Source organism: Nocardia sp. NPDC058705 (genome assembly GCF_042749305.1).
In the GTDB taxonomy this organism is placed as follows: domain Bacteria; phylum Actinomycetota; class Actinomycetes; order Mycobacteriales; family Mycobacteriaceae; genus Nocardia.
The window spans coordinates 111567-126127 of the sequence record NZ_JBHYRN010000009.1 but is presented as its reverse complement, the minus strand read 5'-3'; the positions used below and the strand labels follow the sequence as shown (position 1 = coordinate 126127).

Sequence of the window (14561 nt, the reverse complement as noted above, 5' to 3'; positions counted from 1 at the left end):
GGTCAGGGTGTGCGGATCCTTGTGGAAGCGAAAGCCAGTGCGGCTCCGATGAATCCGAGTGTTGCGATGGCGAGGGCCACGGCGGTGAATCCGTTTTCGGCTACCAGGTTGGCCAGTTGGGGGCCTGCGCTGGCGCCGAGGAACAGGGCGAAGGTGTAGAGGGCGGTGGCGGCGCCTCTGGCTTCGCCTGCTCGGGCGGCGATGGCTTGGACGGCTGCGGGGGCGGCGATTGCTATTGCGGCTACGAAGACGAAAAGGCAAGTGCCCACCCAGATTCCGCCGAAGGGTAGGGCGGCGATGGCGGCTGTGGTTCCGGCTGTTGTCAGAGAGGTGATGAGGCGGCGTTCGGGGTTGATCGCACCCAGTCTGGTCGCCAGTAGCGGGATCGCGATCATCGCGGGGATGGCGCTGGCGCGTAATACGAGCAGGGCAGTGCTACTGGTGCCGACACCTTCGTGCGGCGCGAGTTGTACGCCGGTGTAGATCCCGACGAAGGAGCCGAGGACGGCAAGGCAGCTGAGGTAGAGCAGGGCCAGGCGTGGTGCGCGCAGCAAGGAGGCGAATGCGGTGAAGGCCGAGGCCGCCGATGCTGTCGAGTCGGCGCGTTGGCCTGGTTCGAGTACCGCCCGTAGTGCCAGTGCCGAGATCGCGAAGGCCGCCGCGCCGACCACGAACACCGCTCGCCAGCCGAACGCGGCGTCGACGAGTTGCGCGAACACCTGCGCGAGCACGCCCGCGCCGAGGAACGAGCTGGTCAGGCAGGTCAGGGCGAAGACCCGGCGCTGCGGTGCGATGCGTTCGGCGAGGTAGGCGAACGCGGCCGGTGCGAAGAACGAGGCCGTCAACCCCTGCACCACCCGCGCGGCGATCCCGGTGCCGAGACTCGGTGCCGCGATCACCGCAAGGGTGGACAAGGCCGTCGCCGCCAGACCCCCGACGATCACCGGGCGGCGTCCCCAACGGTCCGACAGCGGGCCGGTGACGAGGAAGCCGGCGCCGTAGGCGAGCCCGAAGGCAGTGGTTGTCCAGGTCACCGCGGCGTGGGTGGTGTCCCACGCCGCGGCCAGGTCGCCGAGCACCGGCAGCACCACGTAGAGCTGCCCGACGACGAGAATCCCGACGGCACAGATCGTCGCGACTGTCCGCCCCGTCGGCGCCCATGTCGCTTCAGTAGTCGCCGGCGAGCTCACGTGCCCGCTCCTGCGCGGCAGCGAACCCGACCTGCGGGTCCTCGGTGAGCACGGTCGGCGCGAAGCGGATCTCGGCGACGTCCTTCACACCGATGAATCGCAGCCAGTCGTGCACGAACGGGGTGGCGAAGTCGCTGCCGAACTGGATCGGCACACCCGGCTGGTGCACGCCACTGGTGAACACCGTGACCGCGCGCTTGCCGTCGAGGAGCCCGCTGTAGCCGACCTCGGGATCGAAGCCGAACGCCCAGCCGGGCTGGGTGATGATGTCGACGTACTGCTTGAGGATGTAGGGCACGCCGTGATTCCAGATCGGGATGTTGACGACGTAGAGGTGGGCGGCGGCGAACCGGTCGAAGACGGTGCGGGCCTGCTCCCAGGCGGCGACCTGCTCGGGGGTCTGTTCGGATCCGGTGAACACGGCCAGTTTGGCGGCGGCCGCGTCGGTGCCGAAGTCGGGCAGCCCGGCGTCGAACAGGTCGAGTGTGTCGACCTGCAGGGTGGAATCCTTCGCCGCGAGGGCCTCGATGAAAGTTGTTGCGATGGCGCGAGATTGGCTGAGTTCGCCGCGTGCGGAGGCATTGATGTGCAGCAGTGTGGTCATGGGAACAGGAGTACCGAGCGCGGCGAACGGCGACAATGATTTGTCGCATGCTGCGCGGATTACCGCATGCGCGCCGCCGTCTTTTGTCTCGAGCTGATCGCAAAACACCAGGCGCCGAATTGCCGCAGGTGGCTCCGTATCCGAGTGCCCCGCAACCACATCGAGTACCCCGAAGGCGGAACAGGCGCGCCTGAATCCGCTGCTAGATTTCGGCCCACGGTCACGAGTATCAGCACGTTCGAGCCCCGGCTCGCTGATCGGCAACCCTCGCTTGCGGTGGGGTGCCCCGGGTGACGACCAGGCGATATCGCTCGGGTATCGCAAGCGCTGTCTTCACGAAGGAATACCAGCAATGAGCAAGTTCTCTCTCGGCTCGCGTCGTCGTGTCGAAATCGTGGCGGGCGCACTTGCCGCGGTGAGCATCGCCGCGACGGTGGTCGGCTGCAGCGACAGCGGCGGATCCGATTCCGGCCCGGTCTATTTCGGCATCTCCGGTCCGCGCACCGGGCCTTCTGCGGAGTACGGGCGTCTGTGGCAGCAGGGATTCGACCTGGCACTGGACGAGATCAACGCGGCGGGCGGAATCAACGGCCGCAAGGTCGAATTGAAGTGGGAGGATTCGCAATCCGATCCCAAGCAGACCGTCCCGATCGCCACCAAATTCGTCGACGACAAGTCCGTGATCGCCGAACTCGGCGACTTCTCCTCGCCCGCCTCGATCGCCGCATCGCCGATCTACAACCGCGGCAAGCTCGTTCAGTACGGCTTCACCAATTCCGCCGTCGACTTCACCAAGGCGGGCAACTACTCGTGGAGCCCGTCGATCACCCTCGACGTCTTCCAGGAACGCAATGCCCAGTGGGTGTCGAAGAAGGCCAAAAAGGTCTCGGTGGTCTACCTCGAAACCGACTGGGGCAAACAGGCTTTCCAGTTCTTCGAGAAGTTCGCCGAGGAGAAGGGAGTCGAGATCGTCTACTCCTCGCCGATCCTGCCCGACTCCACCGATGTGAAGCCGATCCTGATCAAGGGCCGCGAAGCGAACCCCGAAGCCTTCGTGCACCTCGGCTACGGTCCCGACGGTGCGCTGGTGATCAAGCAGTTGCGTGACGTGGGCTTCGCCGGGCAGTTCTTCGGCGGCCAGAACACCCCGCAGTTCATCTCGCTGGCAGGCGCGGCGGCCGAGGGCGACATCGTCAACGGCATCTTCAGCCCGGCCGACCCGGACCCGAAGGTCCAGGACTTCGTCACCAAGTTCCGCACGAAGTTCAACACCGATCCCGGCGACTTCAACGTCTACGCCTACGACGCGCTCAATGTCGTCGTGCAGGCGGCGAAGAAGGGCGGCGCCACCCGCGAGGGCATCCTCGACGGCCTGAAAACCGAAACCCAGTTCACCGGAATCGGTTTGGGCACCTTCGCCTTCGACCAGGAAACGCGGCGCCCGAAGGGTGTCACCCCGCGTGAACTGGTGCTGAAGGAAGGCAAGTTCGTGCCGACCGGCAACCGCTGATGTTCGACACGCTCATCGCGGGGGTGGTCCACGGCAACGCGTACGCGCTGCTCGCCGTGGGCATCACCCTCATCTTCGGCGTCACCAATGTCATCAATTTCGCGCACGGCGCGGTGTTCGCCCTCGGCTCGATCCTGGGTTGGTGGCTGATCGCCGAACAGGGTTTCCCGTTGTGGCTGACCCTCGTGCTGGTGGTTGCGATCACCGCGGCGGTCGGTGTCGGCATCGACCTGCTGGCCGTGCATCCGCTGCGCAAAGCGCCTGCCATCGCGGCGCTGCTGGCGACGGTGGCGGCCGGGTTGATCATCGAGAACCTGACCCAGATCGTGTTCGGACCGGAAACGCGGCCGTTCCCACAGGTATTGCCCACCAACAACTTCCAGCTCGGCGGCGTCCGCTTCGGCACCTCCGATCTGGTGATGTTCGCGATCACCCTGGTGGTGATGCTCGGCCTGGCCGGGTTCCTGCGGTTCAGCCGCTACGGCCTGGCGATTCGCGCCACCGCTCAGGATCCGGATGCCGCCGCCCAGATGGGGATCGGCGTGAGCCGCATCCAGGTGCTCGCCTTCGCCATCGCGTCGGGGCTCGGCGGTCTGGCGGGAATCTTTGTCGGCCTGTACAACTCGAACATCTCGCCGACCAGCGGCACGCTCGCCGGGCTCACCGGGTTCGTGGCGGCCACCATCGGTGGGCTCGGGTCGATTCCGGGCGCGGTGATCGGCGGGTTCGCCCTCGGCATCGTGGAAGCCTTCGGCATCTACACCTTCGGCGACGGCTACCGCGACCTGATCACCTTCGGGGTGCTGGTGGCGTTTCTGGTGTTGCGGCCCGGTGGCCTGCTGGCCAAGGTGCCCGCGATCAGTTCCGAACCGCTCACCGGCACCTTCCTCGGCGCCGGGCGACAACTCCGGATCAGATGGTGGCACGCGGTCGCGGTGTTCGCCGTGGCGGCACTGATCGTGCCGCTGGTCGCCAACAACTACGCCATCGTCGTCGGCACCCAGATCCTGGCCTACGCGATCATCGCGGTCTCGATGACGCTGGTCGCCGGTTCGGCCGGGCAGTTGGTGATCGGCCAGGCCGGGCCCATCGCGATCGGCGCATACACCTCCGCGATCCTCACGGTGAATCACGACTGGCCGTTCCTGGCCGCTGCCCTCGCGGGTGGGGTGCTGGCCGCGGTGATCTCGTCGGTCCTTGCCGCGCCGCTGTGGAATCTGAACGGGCACTATGTCGCGATCGCCACGCTGGGCATCGGCATCGTGATCGTGGCGGTGATCCGCAACTGGGAGTCGGTGACGCGCGGCAGCTACGGCATCTTCGGTATCCCCGTGCCCAGCATCCTCGGTCACGAGTTCACCGAGAACACCGAGGTGTTCCTGCTTGACCTGGTGTTCCTGGCGATCACCCTCGCGGTGGTGGTCGGCGTGCAACGGTCGCGGCTCGGCACCGCGCTGCGTGCGGTCGGTGCCGACGAGGTCGCCGCGCGGTCCTCCGGTATCCCGGTGCGCGACTACAAGGCACTGGCCTTCGCGATCAGCGCCCTGTTCTCCGGGATCGCGGGCGCCCTGCTGGCGCACCAGTACAGCTACATCGACCCGACCGTGTTCAACCTGTCCATGTCCCTGCTGATCGTCACCGTTCTCGTGCTCGGCGGCACCGGTTCGCCCTATGGCGCGGTGCTCGGCGCGGCGGTGCTGATCGGCGTTCCCGAGGCGCTGCGGCTGGCGCCGGAGGCGCGCATCCTGCTCTACGGCGTGGTGTTGCTGCTGATCATCCGTTTCCGTCCGCAGGGTGTGCTGGTGAGGAGTGAACGTGTCCCCGTCCTTCGATGAGGTCGAGCCGGTGCTGGCGGTGCATGGACTGCGCAAGTCTTTTGGCGGCGTGCAGGCGGTAGAGAATCTCGAATTGGCAGTTGCTCCAGGTGAATTCGTCTCCATCATCGGGCCGAACGGTTCCGGGAAGACGACCACTGTGAATCTCATCTCGGGCGTGCTGCGTCCCGATGCGGGCCGGGTGGAGGTCGCGGGCAAGCGGCTGCGACCCGGTTCGCAGGAGGCGGCCGCACGTGCGGGCATCGCGCGCACGTTCCAGAACGGGCGCGTCTTCGGCAATCTCACGGTGCGCGAGAACGTCGAGATCGGCCTGCACACCACCATCACCGCCGGTCGACCATGGCAGTCGCTCGCACGAATTCCGTTGTTGCGCTGGCTACCTCTGCTGGCGGAAACGGTGCTGGCGCTGGTGCCGGCACCGGCGGAACGCCACCGCGTCGACGCCCTCGTCGACACTCAGCTGGCCCGCTTCTCCGAACGCCTCGTCCCGCGCGCGGACAACAACGCCTACACCCTGTCCTACGCCAACCGCCGCCGCACCGAGATCGCCAGGGCGCTGGCACTGCAACCCACGGTGCTGCTGCTCGACGAACCCGCCGCGGGCATGAACCAGACCGAGACCGCCGAAGTCGGACAGCAACTGGCCGACCTGAAAGCCGCGGGCCAGACCATCGTGCTCGTGGAACACAAACTGGAACTGGTGAATTCGCTCTCGGACCGGGTGATCGTGCTCGACGAGGGCCGCATCATCGCCGAGGGAACACCCGAACAGATCCAGCGCGACGAGCGCGTCATCGAGGCCTATCTCGGACGCCGCCGACTGCGCCCACCGACAAGTGAGAAGGTGACCGCCGGTGTCGAATAGCGAAAAGTCGACGCCCATCCTGGAATTCGACGAGGTCACCGTGCACTACGGCCCGTCGACAGCGCTCGACAAGGTGTCGTTGACGGTCCGCCCGGGCGAAATCGTCTCACTGCTCGGCGGTAACGCCTCCGGAAAATCGACGACGATGAAGACCGCACTCGGCCTGCTGCGCCCCACCTCGGGGGCGGTGCGCATCGATGGCGTCGACGTCAGCACCAGCTCGCCCGCGAAACGGATCGAAGCGGGCCTGGCCTCGGTTCCCGAAGCGCGACGGGTCTTTCCGGCGATGACGGTGGAGGAGAACCTCTACGTCGGCGGCTACATCCGCAAGGAGCGCCGCTCGGTCCTCGTCGCCCGCGCGAACGAACTGTACGAGCACTTTCCGCGCCTGCGCGAGCGCCGCTCCCAGCAGGCGGGCACCCTGTCCGGCGGCGAACAACAGATGCTCGCCTTCGCTCGGGCGCTGATGAGCAAACCGCGACTGATCTGCATGGATGAACCGACCATGGGCTTGTCGCCCTTGTTCGTCGACCGCGTTCTCGACGAAATCGCGCGGCTCAACACGGAGTTGGGGCTGGCGATCCTCATCGTCGAGCAGCAAGCCGAGCTGGCGCTGTCGATCGCGCACAGCGGAAATGTCTTGCAGGGCGGGCGAATCGTCTTGCGCGGCACCGCTACCGAGCTGCTCGACAATCCGGCGATCCGCGATGCCTACCTGGGAAGAGTGCCCGCATGAGCCACGAAAGAGCGCACCGGAAGCGGCTCGGGCTGTTCACCCGGCTTGTCCGGTACGACGACGACCAGAGCGCGGGCCAGGTTTACGCCGACGCGCTCGAACAGATCGGGCTCGCCGAACGGCTGGGTTTCGCTACCGCGTGGGTTGCCCAGCATCATCTGGACCCGGCCGAAGGCGGACTGCCCTCGCCGCTGGTGTTCCTCGCGCACGCCGCGGCGCGTTTCGACCGCATCAGGCTCGGCACCGCGATCGTCACGCTCGGGCTGGAGGATCCGATCCGGGTCGCCGAGGATGCCGCAGTGCTGGACACCCTGTCCGGCGGACGGCTCGAATTGGGTTTCGGCAGTGGTGGTTCCAAGAGTTCGTTCGAACTGTTCGGCATCGCACCCGAGGACAAACAGCGCGTCTACGCGGCGAAGCTGGCCGCGATCACGGCTGCACTGGACGGCGCTGAACTCATCCGCGGCAGACCACTGCATCCGCCGGTGCCGACCCTGCGCGAACGCACCTGGCAGGCCAGCTTCTCGGTATCGGGTGCCGCGCGTGCCGGTGCGGCGGGCGTGGGTCTGCTGTTGTCACGCACCCAACCGCGTGATCCGCACGTGCCCCTCGACCAGGTCCAAGCTGACCTGATCAGCGCCTACCTCGAAGCACTGCCCGCAGGCTCGACACCCCGAATAGGCGCCTCCCGCAGTGTTTTCGTCGCCGACGATCACGACGAAGCCCAGCGATGGGCCCACCGCGGGGCACTGCGATTTCTGGAACACCTACGCACCGAGGGCATTCCGGACCTGGCCGCCACCGTCGACGAAGTCCTGCGCGACTCCTACATCGGCACTCCCGACGAAGTCGCCGCGCAGCTGGCCGCCGACAGCGCGGTCACCGCCGCTACCGACCTCATCGTCCAGATCCATCCGATCGATCCCGACCAGCCGACGGCACTGCGCTCGATCGAACTGCTCGCCAACAAGGTTGTGCCACAACTGGATCGGCTTCTCAACGAAAGGGGTTCGGCATGACTGCCGGAACCGATGTCATCGACGCGGTGCTCGGCGCCGAGGCGGCGGCCAGGGTCGCCACCGTGCGGCGGAGCAGGCCCACCGTGGTCGAGCACACCCAGGGCGTGCACGACGCCCTGTTCGACGGAGTCGCCGGACGGGCTTTCGGCCGGGCACGGCTGGCTGCCATCGCCGCCCACATCGCCGCACTCGGCAACGCGACCGACCTCGCGGCCTATTACACAGGACTGTCGGAAGATGCTGGGAAAGAACCTGATTCGTCCGGTGATGCGAAGCTTGCAGCCGCCCTGCGTCATGCCGTCCGGCTCACCAACGCACCGGCGACGAGCACCCGCGCCCACATCGACGCCCTGCTCGCGGCGGGATTGTCGGAGACCGACATCGTCACCGTCTCCCAGCTGGTCGGCTTCGTGAACTACCAGGTCCGTCTGCTGGCCGGCCTCACCCTGATCGGAGCGCAGCGATGACCGAAGTTCGTGACGTCGAAGCCGGCGCCAGGCCGACGGGTTTCACCCAGGACCAGCTCGACTGGGTGCCCTGGGTCGAGCCCATCGTGCTGGCCGACGCCGACGAGCACCAGCGCCCGCTGCTGGCGGGCCAGCGTGGCGAGAGCCCCTACTTCCGGCTGCTCGCCCGCAATGCCGAGGTCCTCGCCCAGCGCAGCGCCAACGACAAGGACATCTTCTACAGCCGGGAAGGGCTGACCAGAGCCGAACGTGAACTCGCCGCGACGGTCACTTCCCGATTCAACGGATGCGAGTACTGCGCATCGGTACACTCACGTTTCACCTCGCAGTTGTCCCAGCGCGTCGACGACGTGCAGCGGTTGCTGGACGAGGGCACGACGGTACGGATCGACGAACGCTGGGACGCCATCATCGATTTCACCGCCGCGCTGGCCGCGCAACCGCCACGGCCCGCGCACGCGGAACTGGATCGATTGCGCGCACTCGGTTTCGACGATGCCGATATTCACGATCTGGTGCTGTCGACTGCCTCGTTCTCGTGGGCGAATCGGCTGATGCTCAGCCTGGGGGAGCCCCGAGTTCCTAGGTCTTGTGCTCAGTGACAAAAAATTCTAGAAAATTCCTTTGAAATGGCCTCAGTTCACATTGTTCCTCGGTATCGTCCGAGATGGCAAATGGCCAGTGACAACGAAGTCACAAAGCATCAACTTGGAGTGACACATGCTTTACAACATCACTGACGACAGCAGCGACGGCAACATCTTGACCCTGCTCCTCGGGCTGCTCACCAGCTCGCTGAGCACCGGTTCGGTGCAGGGCTCGGGCAACTGAGCCGTCTATAGCCATCTTTCGGCTAACGCGCGGTTGGCCGAATGGGCAGCCGAAGGGCCTGATCCATGACGAGGGGATCAGGCCCTTCGGTATTGTCAGCGACAATGTCACAGGATGCGAATACGGGACGAATGTATGCCGGGCAACCCGTAGAGGACCGGCAACGCCAGCGGCGTGCGCGTTTTCTGGAGTCAGGCCTGACGGTCTTCGCGCGCGACGGGTACGCCAACAGTTCGGTCGGTGCCATCTGTAAGGACGCGGGACTATCGTCTCGGCAGTTCTACGAGGAGTTCACCGGCCGCGAATCTCTGTTGCTCGAGCTGTACGAGCAGATCGACCGACATTCGCGCGAGGCGGTGGCCACCGCGCTCGAGGACAAGTCCGAGGCGACGGTGCCCGAGCAGATCGACGCGGCTGTGCGGGCTTACGTCGAGTCGATCGGCACCGATCCACGCAAGGCGCGCGTCGCGCTGGTCGAGGTGGTCGGGGCCGGGCCGAAGGTGGAGAAATTCCGGCTCGAGCTGCGTCGGGTGTGGGGTTCGCTGCTGGCCAGCGCCGCCGAGGACGCCGCCATGCACGGTGAGATCCCCACCGGCGACTACGAATTGCGCGTACTGGCGATCATCGGCGCGGTGAACTATGTCGTCGACGGCTGGAGTGGCAGCGATCCGCGCCCGCCGCTGGACGAGGTGATCAAGGTGCTCACCCGGGTAATCCTCGGTGCGGTAGGGGCTTGATGGCGCGGGTCGAGATCGTCGAGATCCAGGTACCCGACGGCAGCACCCTGCCGGTTCGGCTCATTCCGGCCACCGGCGCCCACCGTCATCCGGTGACGCCGGACGCACCGCGCCCCGTGGTGGTCATCGTGCCCGGCCTCGCCGTGCCAGGAGAGTTCTACGAGTACTTCGGACACCGGTTGGCCGCAGGCGGATTCGACGTCGCCATCGGGGAGCTGCGCGGCCAGGGCGACAGCACCCACCGCACCGGCACCGAAAGTACCTACGGCTACCACGAATTGGTCTCAGTCGACTTCCCCGCGATGCTGGCTGCGGTCCGCAACCGCTTTCCCGCCAGCACCCCCTACCTACTCGGCCACAGCATGGGCGGTCAGCTCTCGGCGATGTACGCGGCCCGGGTGCGCGGCAGGCTCGGCGGTTTGATCCTGATCGCTTCCGGCACACCGTATTTCCGTGGGTATCGCGGGGTGTTCGGTCCGGGAATGCTGGTCGGCACCGCGGCGGTGGCGGTCGCCTCGAACCTGGCCGGGTTCTGGCCGGGGGACCTGCTCGGCAAGCGGGCGTACGGCAGACAGTCCAAAGTGCTCATGTCGGACTGGGCCAGGCTGGCGCGCACCGGGCGCTTCGTGCCCGTCGGCGCCGATATCGACTACGACGAGCGGATGTCGCGGTTGAAGTTCCCGGTGCTGTCGATCACTGTCGCAGGCGATGACCTGGCACCACAGACCTCTGCCGATCACCTGCTCAGCAAACTGCCGCAGGCCCAGGTGACCCGGTGGTTCCAGCCGGAGGCCCTCGGGCACAACGGCTGGATCACCAATCCGGACTCCACGGTCGACGCGGTGGAGAAGTGGTTGCGCGACCGTTGAGCGGTACCTCCGCCAACGCTGCGGCCGTGCTCGGCTGAGGAACGCCGGCGCGTCCCACTATGCCGAGCGGCGCCCTTCGATCAGCATCTGGATGAAGAACTCGTAGACCAGCGCCGACAGGTACGCCGACTGCTTGTTGTCGGCGGCACCGCCGTGGCCGCCCTCGATGTTCTCGTAGTACCAAACGGTGCGGTCCTGGGATTCCAGGAGCGCGGCCATCTTTCGCGCGTGTCCGGGATGCACCCGGTCGTCGCGGGTGGAGGTGGCGAGCAGGATCGGCGGGTACTGCTTGCCGGTATCGGTGTTCTGATACGGCGAGTACTCGCTGAGGTAGGCCCACTCCTCTGGCTTGTCCGGGTCACCGTATTCGGCCACCCACGACGCACCCGCGAGCAGCAGGTGATAGCGCTTCATATCCAGCAACGGCACCTGGCAGACGATGGCGCCGAACAGTTCCGGGTAGCGGGTGAGCATCACGCCCATCAGCAGACCGCCATTGCTGCCGCCGATCGCGCCGAGGCGGTCGGGGGTGGTGATGCCGCGGGTCACGAGGTCGCGCGCGATGGCGGCGAAGTCCTCGAAGGCGCGGTGGCGGTGCTCTTTCAGTGCGGCAGTGTGCCATTCGGGACCGTACTCGCCGCCGCCACGAATATTGGCCACCACATAGGTGCCGCCGCGCTCTAGCCACGCCATCCCCGTGCCGCCCAGATAGCCAGGGGTCTTGGAGATTTCGAAGCCGCCGTAGCCGTTCATGATCGTCGGGCCCGGTGTGCCGCGACGGTCGCGATGCCGGATCACGAAGTAGGGCACCGCGGTTCCGTCATCGGAGGTGGCGAAGAACTGCTCGGTCTCGATGCCGGTGGCGTCGAAGTAGCTCGGCGCCTGCCGCAGCGGCACCGCCGGTTCGCCGATCGCGCTGCTGAGCAGGGTGGTCGGGGTGGTGAAACCGGTTGTGGTGAGCATGAATTCGTCGCCGCCCTCGAGCGGGTCGAGGTTGGTCACCGAGGTGGACGACATCGCCGGGACGTCGGTGAGTTCGCTGGTCGTCCAGCCGTCCGCGCCGGGGGTGAGCACCCGGAAACCGGTCTGCACATCCTGCAGGGTGGACAGGATCAGATGGTTCTCGGTCCATCCCCAACCGTCCAGCGAGGTATGCGCGTCGGGGGTGAACAGTGGCTCGAATTCTCTTGCACCGGAGAGGAAGTCGTTCAGATCGGTGACGAGCAGGCTGCCGGGCGGGAAGGTGGTGTCGCTCGGTGTCCACTCGGTTTTCAAGCGCACCAGCAGCCAGTCGCGGTACCAGTCGACGTCGGCATCGGTCGGGGTTTCGAGCAGGCGCCACTCCCCGTCCTGCAGCAGCGACACCTCGCTGTTGAAGAAATCGGTCGAACGGGTCAGGACGTGTCGCTCGTAGCCGGGGTGGCGGTCGTACCCGACGCCGATCGAGACATCGCTCGACTTGCCCTCGTACATCGTTTCGGCAGCCGACAATTCGGTGCCGCGCCGCCAGCGCTTGGCGATGCGTGGGTATCCGGAATCGGTGAGCGAGCCGGGTCCGAAATCGGTGCCGACGTAAACGGTGTCGGCGTCGATCCAGCCGATCCGCGACTTCGCTTCCAGCAGAAAGAACCCGCCGTCTTCGGGGGCGATGAATTGTCTGGTGGTCATGTCGAATTCGCGCTCGACAGTGGCATCGGCCCCGCCGCGCGACAGGTGGATGATGGCGCGTTCCTGCGAGGGCCGCAGCACCGCGGCGCCCGCCCACACCCAGTTCTCGCCGTCGGCCTCGGCCAGCGCGTCCACGTCGATCAGCACATCCCACTCGGGATCACCGGTGGCGTAGGACTCGAACGTGGTCCGTCGCCACAACCCACGCTGATGCTGCGCGTCGCGCCAGAAGTTGTACAGCCACTGCCCGCGCCTGCCTGGGAAGGCGATCTTGGTGTCGTCGTCGAGCATCGCGAGCACGCGACGCTCGAGATCGGCGAATCGGTCGGTTGCCGCGAACCGCCGCCCGACCACCTCGTTGCGGGCGCGGGCCCAGTCCAGCGCGCCCTCGTCGGTTACGTCCTCGAGCCAGAGATAGGGATCGGTCACGTTCTGCTCAACGCCGCTCATCCTCATATTGTTGCCGATGTGGTCGACGGCATCCGCACCCGTCGCCGGATCGGCCCAGCTTTCAGCCGCTGACGAGCAGAGGTCGAGAGGTCAGCGCGTCACCAGTAGTGGGCGACGTCGATGACCACTCGCGAGCCTGCACCCGGTCCGTCGACGGTGAACGCACGGAACGGCAGCCGGGCCCGAACACCGAGGCCGAGACCGGATTGCCCTTCGAACGAACCGGCCCAGGAGGCTTGGCGGAAGGTCTGGTATCCGGCCACATCGACGAGTTCGGTGCGTTGACCAGGGGCGTAGGTGCTGTTGCCCGCGTGGTCGTAGGCCGGGGCGTTGACCGTCACGCGCAGGAACGCCCCGCCGCGCAGCGGGACGGGGTAGCCGGAACCGTCCTGGGTCACCTGGTCGGTGTAGGCGACCCAATACCCGGTGGCAGGTCCGGCGATGTCGACGACCAGACGGTCGAAGCAGTCGTGGCGGCCCGCGCGGACATTGCCGACCGTGCCCGAGCCGTTAGCGGCCGAGGACTTCTCCTGTGAACCCCAAGTGAGTCCGCAGTAGGACGGGGTGGCGGCGACGGGCAGTGTCGACAGGCCGAGGCAGGCCGCGACGGAGGCGAGGAGGACGAGGAAGCGACGCATGTCGCACCGCCTTAGAACTGGGCCCTCGGGTCGGGGGACGGAGTACTTCGTTATCGGACGAATCGGACATCGCGTTAACGCCGGTCCGGTGTCGAATGCGCAGGCGAACGTAGGATCGCAGGTCACGAATCAACCGGAGGTGGATGTGTTCCTGTGGGAGCAGCACTGTTGTCTGCCGTTGCGGCCGACCGCGCGGATCGCGGACCTGGCCCGGTATCCGCTGGGGTCGTACCTGTCGGTGAACGTCGGGTACTCGGGGGAGAGCAAGGCGGATTCCCTCGCACTGCTCGACCTTTTCCGCGGCGAGGCGCTGGCCGACTCCCGGTTCCGGCTGGTCGAGCGATTCGCCGATATCGGCGCACCCGAGGTGATCGCGCTGGCCTTCGACCTGGAGGACTCCGCCCCGCTCGAGGGCGACCTCGACAATGTCGAACTGTTCTACGGGCTCGGCGTGCGCTCGTTGCTGCCGACCTACAACTACGCCAACGCCGCGGGCTGCGGCTGCCTCGACACCGTGGACACCGGACTCACCGCCTACGGAAAAGACCTGGTACGCAAGCTCAATGAGGTGGGCATGTTCGCCGACGGGTCGCACTGCTCCCGTCGCACCGGCCTCGACCTGTCCACCCACACCTCGGTGCCGATGATCTACAGCCACTCGAATTTCGCCGCGCTGCACGAACATCCACGCAATATCGACGATGAACAGGCCCGCGCGTGCGCCGCGACCGGCGGGGTGATCGGCATCAACGGCGTCGGGATCTTCCTCGGCTGCAACGATCCCGATGCGCGCGCCGAGCGGGTGACGGCGATGGCCGATCAGATTCGCTACGGCGTGGACCTGGTGGGAATCGACCACATCGGCATCGGCTCGGACTACTCGTTCGACGGCCCCCAGTTCAACGAGGAGATCAACGAGAACCCCGCCGCGTTCTCCGACGCCTACACCAAATGGGGCCCACTCCAATGGACCCCACCGGAGGACCTGCTCGGCGAATCCGACGTCCCCGGCCTGGACGACCTCCTCACCGACCGCGGCTTCACCGTTGCCGAACGCGAGGCCGTCTTCGGCGGCAACTTCGCCCGCGTCGCGAGCCAGGTCTGGCGCGACTGACGTGCTGGACGGATGATCACCAGGCTTT

14 protein-coding genes and 1 riboswitch are annotated in these 14561 nt (G+C 66.5%); of the genes, 10 read left to right on the top strand and 4 right to left on the bottom strand.

All coding sequences use genetic code 11. From position 1 onward, the window contains the following. Positions 1-2: 2 nt before the first annotated feature. Entirely contained in the window at positions 3-1190 is a 1188-nt protein-coding gene (locus ACFW6D_RS13950; protein WP_379328050.1) for an MFS transporter, read from the bottom strand. Then, entirely contained in the window at positions 1168-1794 is a 627-nt protein-coding gene (locus ACFW6D_RS13945) for an FMN-dependent NADH-azoreductase (RefSeq protein WP_379328048.1), read from the bottom strand. Before ACFW6D_RS13945 ends, ACFW6D_RS13950 begins: the two co-directional genes overlap by 23 nt. A gap of 218 nt (positions 1795-2012) precedes the next feature. Further along, positions 2013-2127: riboswitch (SAM riboswitch) on the top strand. 19 nt (positions 2128-2146) lie between these two features. Between ACFW6D_RS13945 and ACFW6D_RS13940 the strand changes: the two genes are divergently transcribed. The 9 genes from ACFW6D_RS13940 (at position 2147) to ACFW6D_RS13900 (ending at position 10663) form a co-directional block, all read left to right on the top strand. Beyond that, on the top strand, positions 2147-3304 hold the full coding sequence (locus ACFW6D_RS13940) for an ABC transporter substrate-binding protein (RefSeq protein ID WP_379328046.1): 1158 nt from the start codon (positions 2147-2149) through the stop codon (positions 3302-3304). Beyond that, the gene (locus ACFW6D_RS13935; protein WP_379328044.1) at positions 3304-5139 is read left to right on the top strand and encodes an ABC transporter permease; all 1836 of its coding nucleotides are present in this window, start codon (positions 3304-3306) and stop codon (positions 5137-5139) included. The genes ACFW6D_RS13940 and ACFW6D_RS13935 overlap by 1 nt, the downstream gene beginning before the upstream one ends. Further along, entirely contained in the window at positions 5120-6004 is an 885-nt protein-coding gene (locus ACFW6D_RS13930; RefSeq protein WP_379328042.1) for an ABC transporter ATP-binding protein, read from the top strand. The genes ACFW6D_RS13935 and ACFW6D_RS13930 overlap by 20 nt, the downstream gene beginning before the upstream one ends. Beyond that, positions 5994-6740 (top strand): ABC transporter ATP-binding protein, encoded by a 747-nt coding sequence (locus tag ACFW6D_RS13925; RefSeq protein ID WP_379328040.1) that lies wholly within the window; start codon positions 5994-5996, stop codon positions 6738-6740. The genes ACFW6D_RS13930 and ACFW6D_RS13925 overlap by 11 nt, the downstream gene beginning before the upstream one ends. Further along, positions 6737-7759 (top strand): LLM class flavin-dependent oxidoreductase, encoded by a 1023-nt coding sequence (locus ACFW6D_RS13920; protein ID WP_379328038.1) that lies wholly within the window; start codon positions 6737-6739, stop codon positions 7757-7759. The genes ACFW6D_RS13925 and ACFW6D_RS13920 overlap by 4 nt, the downstream gene beginning before the upstream one ends. Then, a complete protein-coding gene (locus tag ACFW6D_RS13915) occupies positions 7756-8226 on the top strand; it encodes a hypothetical protein (RefSeq protein WP_379328036.1) in 471 nt (156 codons plus the stop codon). Before ACFW6D_RS13920 ends, ACFW6D_RS13915 begins: the two co-directional genes overlap by 4 nt. Then, entirely contained in the window at positions 8223-8828 is a 606-nt protein-coding gene (locus ACFW6D_RS13910) for an alkylhydroperoxidase domain protein (protein ID WP_379328034.1), read from the top strand. Before ACFW6D_RS13915 ends, ACFW6D_RS13910 begins: the two co-directional genes overlap by 4 nt. Before the next feature lie 333 nt (positions 8829-9161). Then, positions 9162-9794, top strand: coding sequence for a TetR/AcrR family transcriptional regulator (locus ACFW6D_RS13905; RefSeq protein ID WP_379328032.1), 633 nt, complete (start codon positions 9162-9164; stop codon positions 9792-9794). Then, complete coding sequence (locus ACFW6D_RS13900) at positions 9794-10663, top strand: alpha/beta fold hydrolase (RefSeq protein WP_379328030.1); 870 nt, start codon at positions 9794-9796, stop codon at positions 10661-10663. Before ACFW6D_RS13905 ends, ACFW6D_RS13900 begins: the two co-directional genes overlap by 1 nt. Before the next feature lie 57 nt (positions 10664-10720). On the opposite strand, the gene ACFW6D_RS13895 is transcribed toward ACFW6D_RS13900, so the two are convergent. Together ACFW6D_RS13895 and ACFW6D_RS13890 are read right to left on the bottom strand one after the other, a co-directional pair. Further along, entirely contained in the window at positions 10721-12781 is a 2061-nt protein-coding gene (locus ACFW6D_RS13895; RefSeq protein ID WP_379328028.1) for a prolyl oligopeptidase family protein, read from the bottom strand. 98 nt (positions 12782-12879) lie between these two features. Continuing rightward, a complete protein-coding gene (locus tag ACFW6D_RS13890; RefSeq protein WP_379328026.1) occupies positions 12880-13419 on the bottom strand; it encodes a hypothetical protein in 540 nt (179 codons plus the stop codon). A 139-nt stretch (positions 13420-13558) separates the two neighbouring features. Between ACFW6D_RS13890 and ACFW6D_RS13885 the strand changes: the two genes are divergently transcribed. After that, complete coding sequence (locus ACFW6D_RS13885) at positions 13559-14533, top strand: dipeptidase (protein WP_379328024.1); 975 nt, start codon at positions 13559-13561, stop codon at positions 14531-14533. Positions 14534-14561: the final 28 nt, after the last annotated feature.

What these genes read in the sequence shown, in the direction of transcription:
- ACFW6D_RS13945 (WP_379328048.1), bottom strand. Translation starts at nt 1,794, where the DNA reads ATGACCACACTGCTGCACATCAATGCCTCCGCACGCGGCGAACTCAGC.
- ACFW6D_RS13940 (WP_379328046.1), top strand. Translation starts at nt 2,147, where the DNA reads ATGAGCAAGTTCTCTCTCGGCTCGCGTCGTCGTGTCGAAATCGTGGCG.
- ACFW6D_RS13935 (WP_379328044.1), top strand. Translation starts at nt 3,304, where the DNA reads ATGTTCGACACGCTCATCGCGGGGGTGGTCCACGGCAACGCGTACGCG.
- ACFW6D_RS13920 (WP_379328038.1), top strand. Translation starts at nt 6,737, where the DNA reads ATGAGCCACGAAAGAGCGCACCGGAAGCGGCTCGGGCTGTTCACCCGG.
- ACFW6D_RS13915 (WP_379328036.1), top strand. Translation starts at nt 7,756, where the DNA reads ATGACTGCCGGAACCGATGTCATCGACGCGGTGCTCGGCGCCGAGGCG.
- ACFW6D_RS13910 (WP_379328034.1), top strand. Translation starts at nt 8,223, where the DNA reads ATGACCGAAGTTCGTGACGTCGAAGCCGGCGCCAGGCCGACGGGTTTC.
- ACFW6D_RS13905 (WP_379328032.1), top strand. Translation starts at nt 9,162, where the DNA reads ATGTCACAGGATGCGAATACGGGACGAATGTATGCCGGGCAACCCGTA.
- ACFW6D_RS13900 (WP_379328030.1), top strand. Translation starts at nt 9,794, where the DNA reads ATGGCGCGGGTCGAGATCGTCGAGATCCAGGTACCCGACGGCAGCACC.
- ACFW6D_RS13895 (WP_379328028.1), bottom strand. Translation starts at nt 12,781, where the DNA reads ATGAGCGGCGTTGAGCAGAACGTGACCGATCCCTATCTCTGGCTCGAG.
- ACFW6D_RS13890 (WP_379328026.1), bottom strand. Translation starts at nt 13,419, where the DNA reads ATGCGTCGCTTCCTCGTCCTCCTCGCCTCCGTCGCGGCCTGCCTCGGC.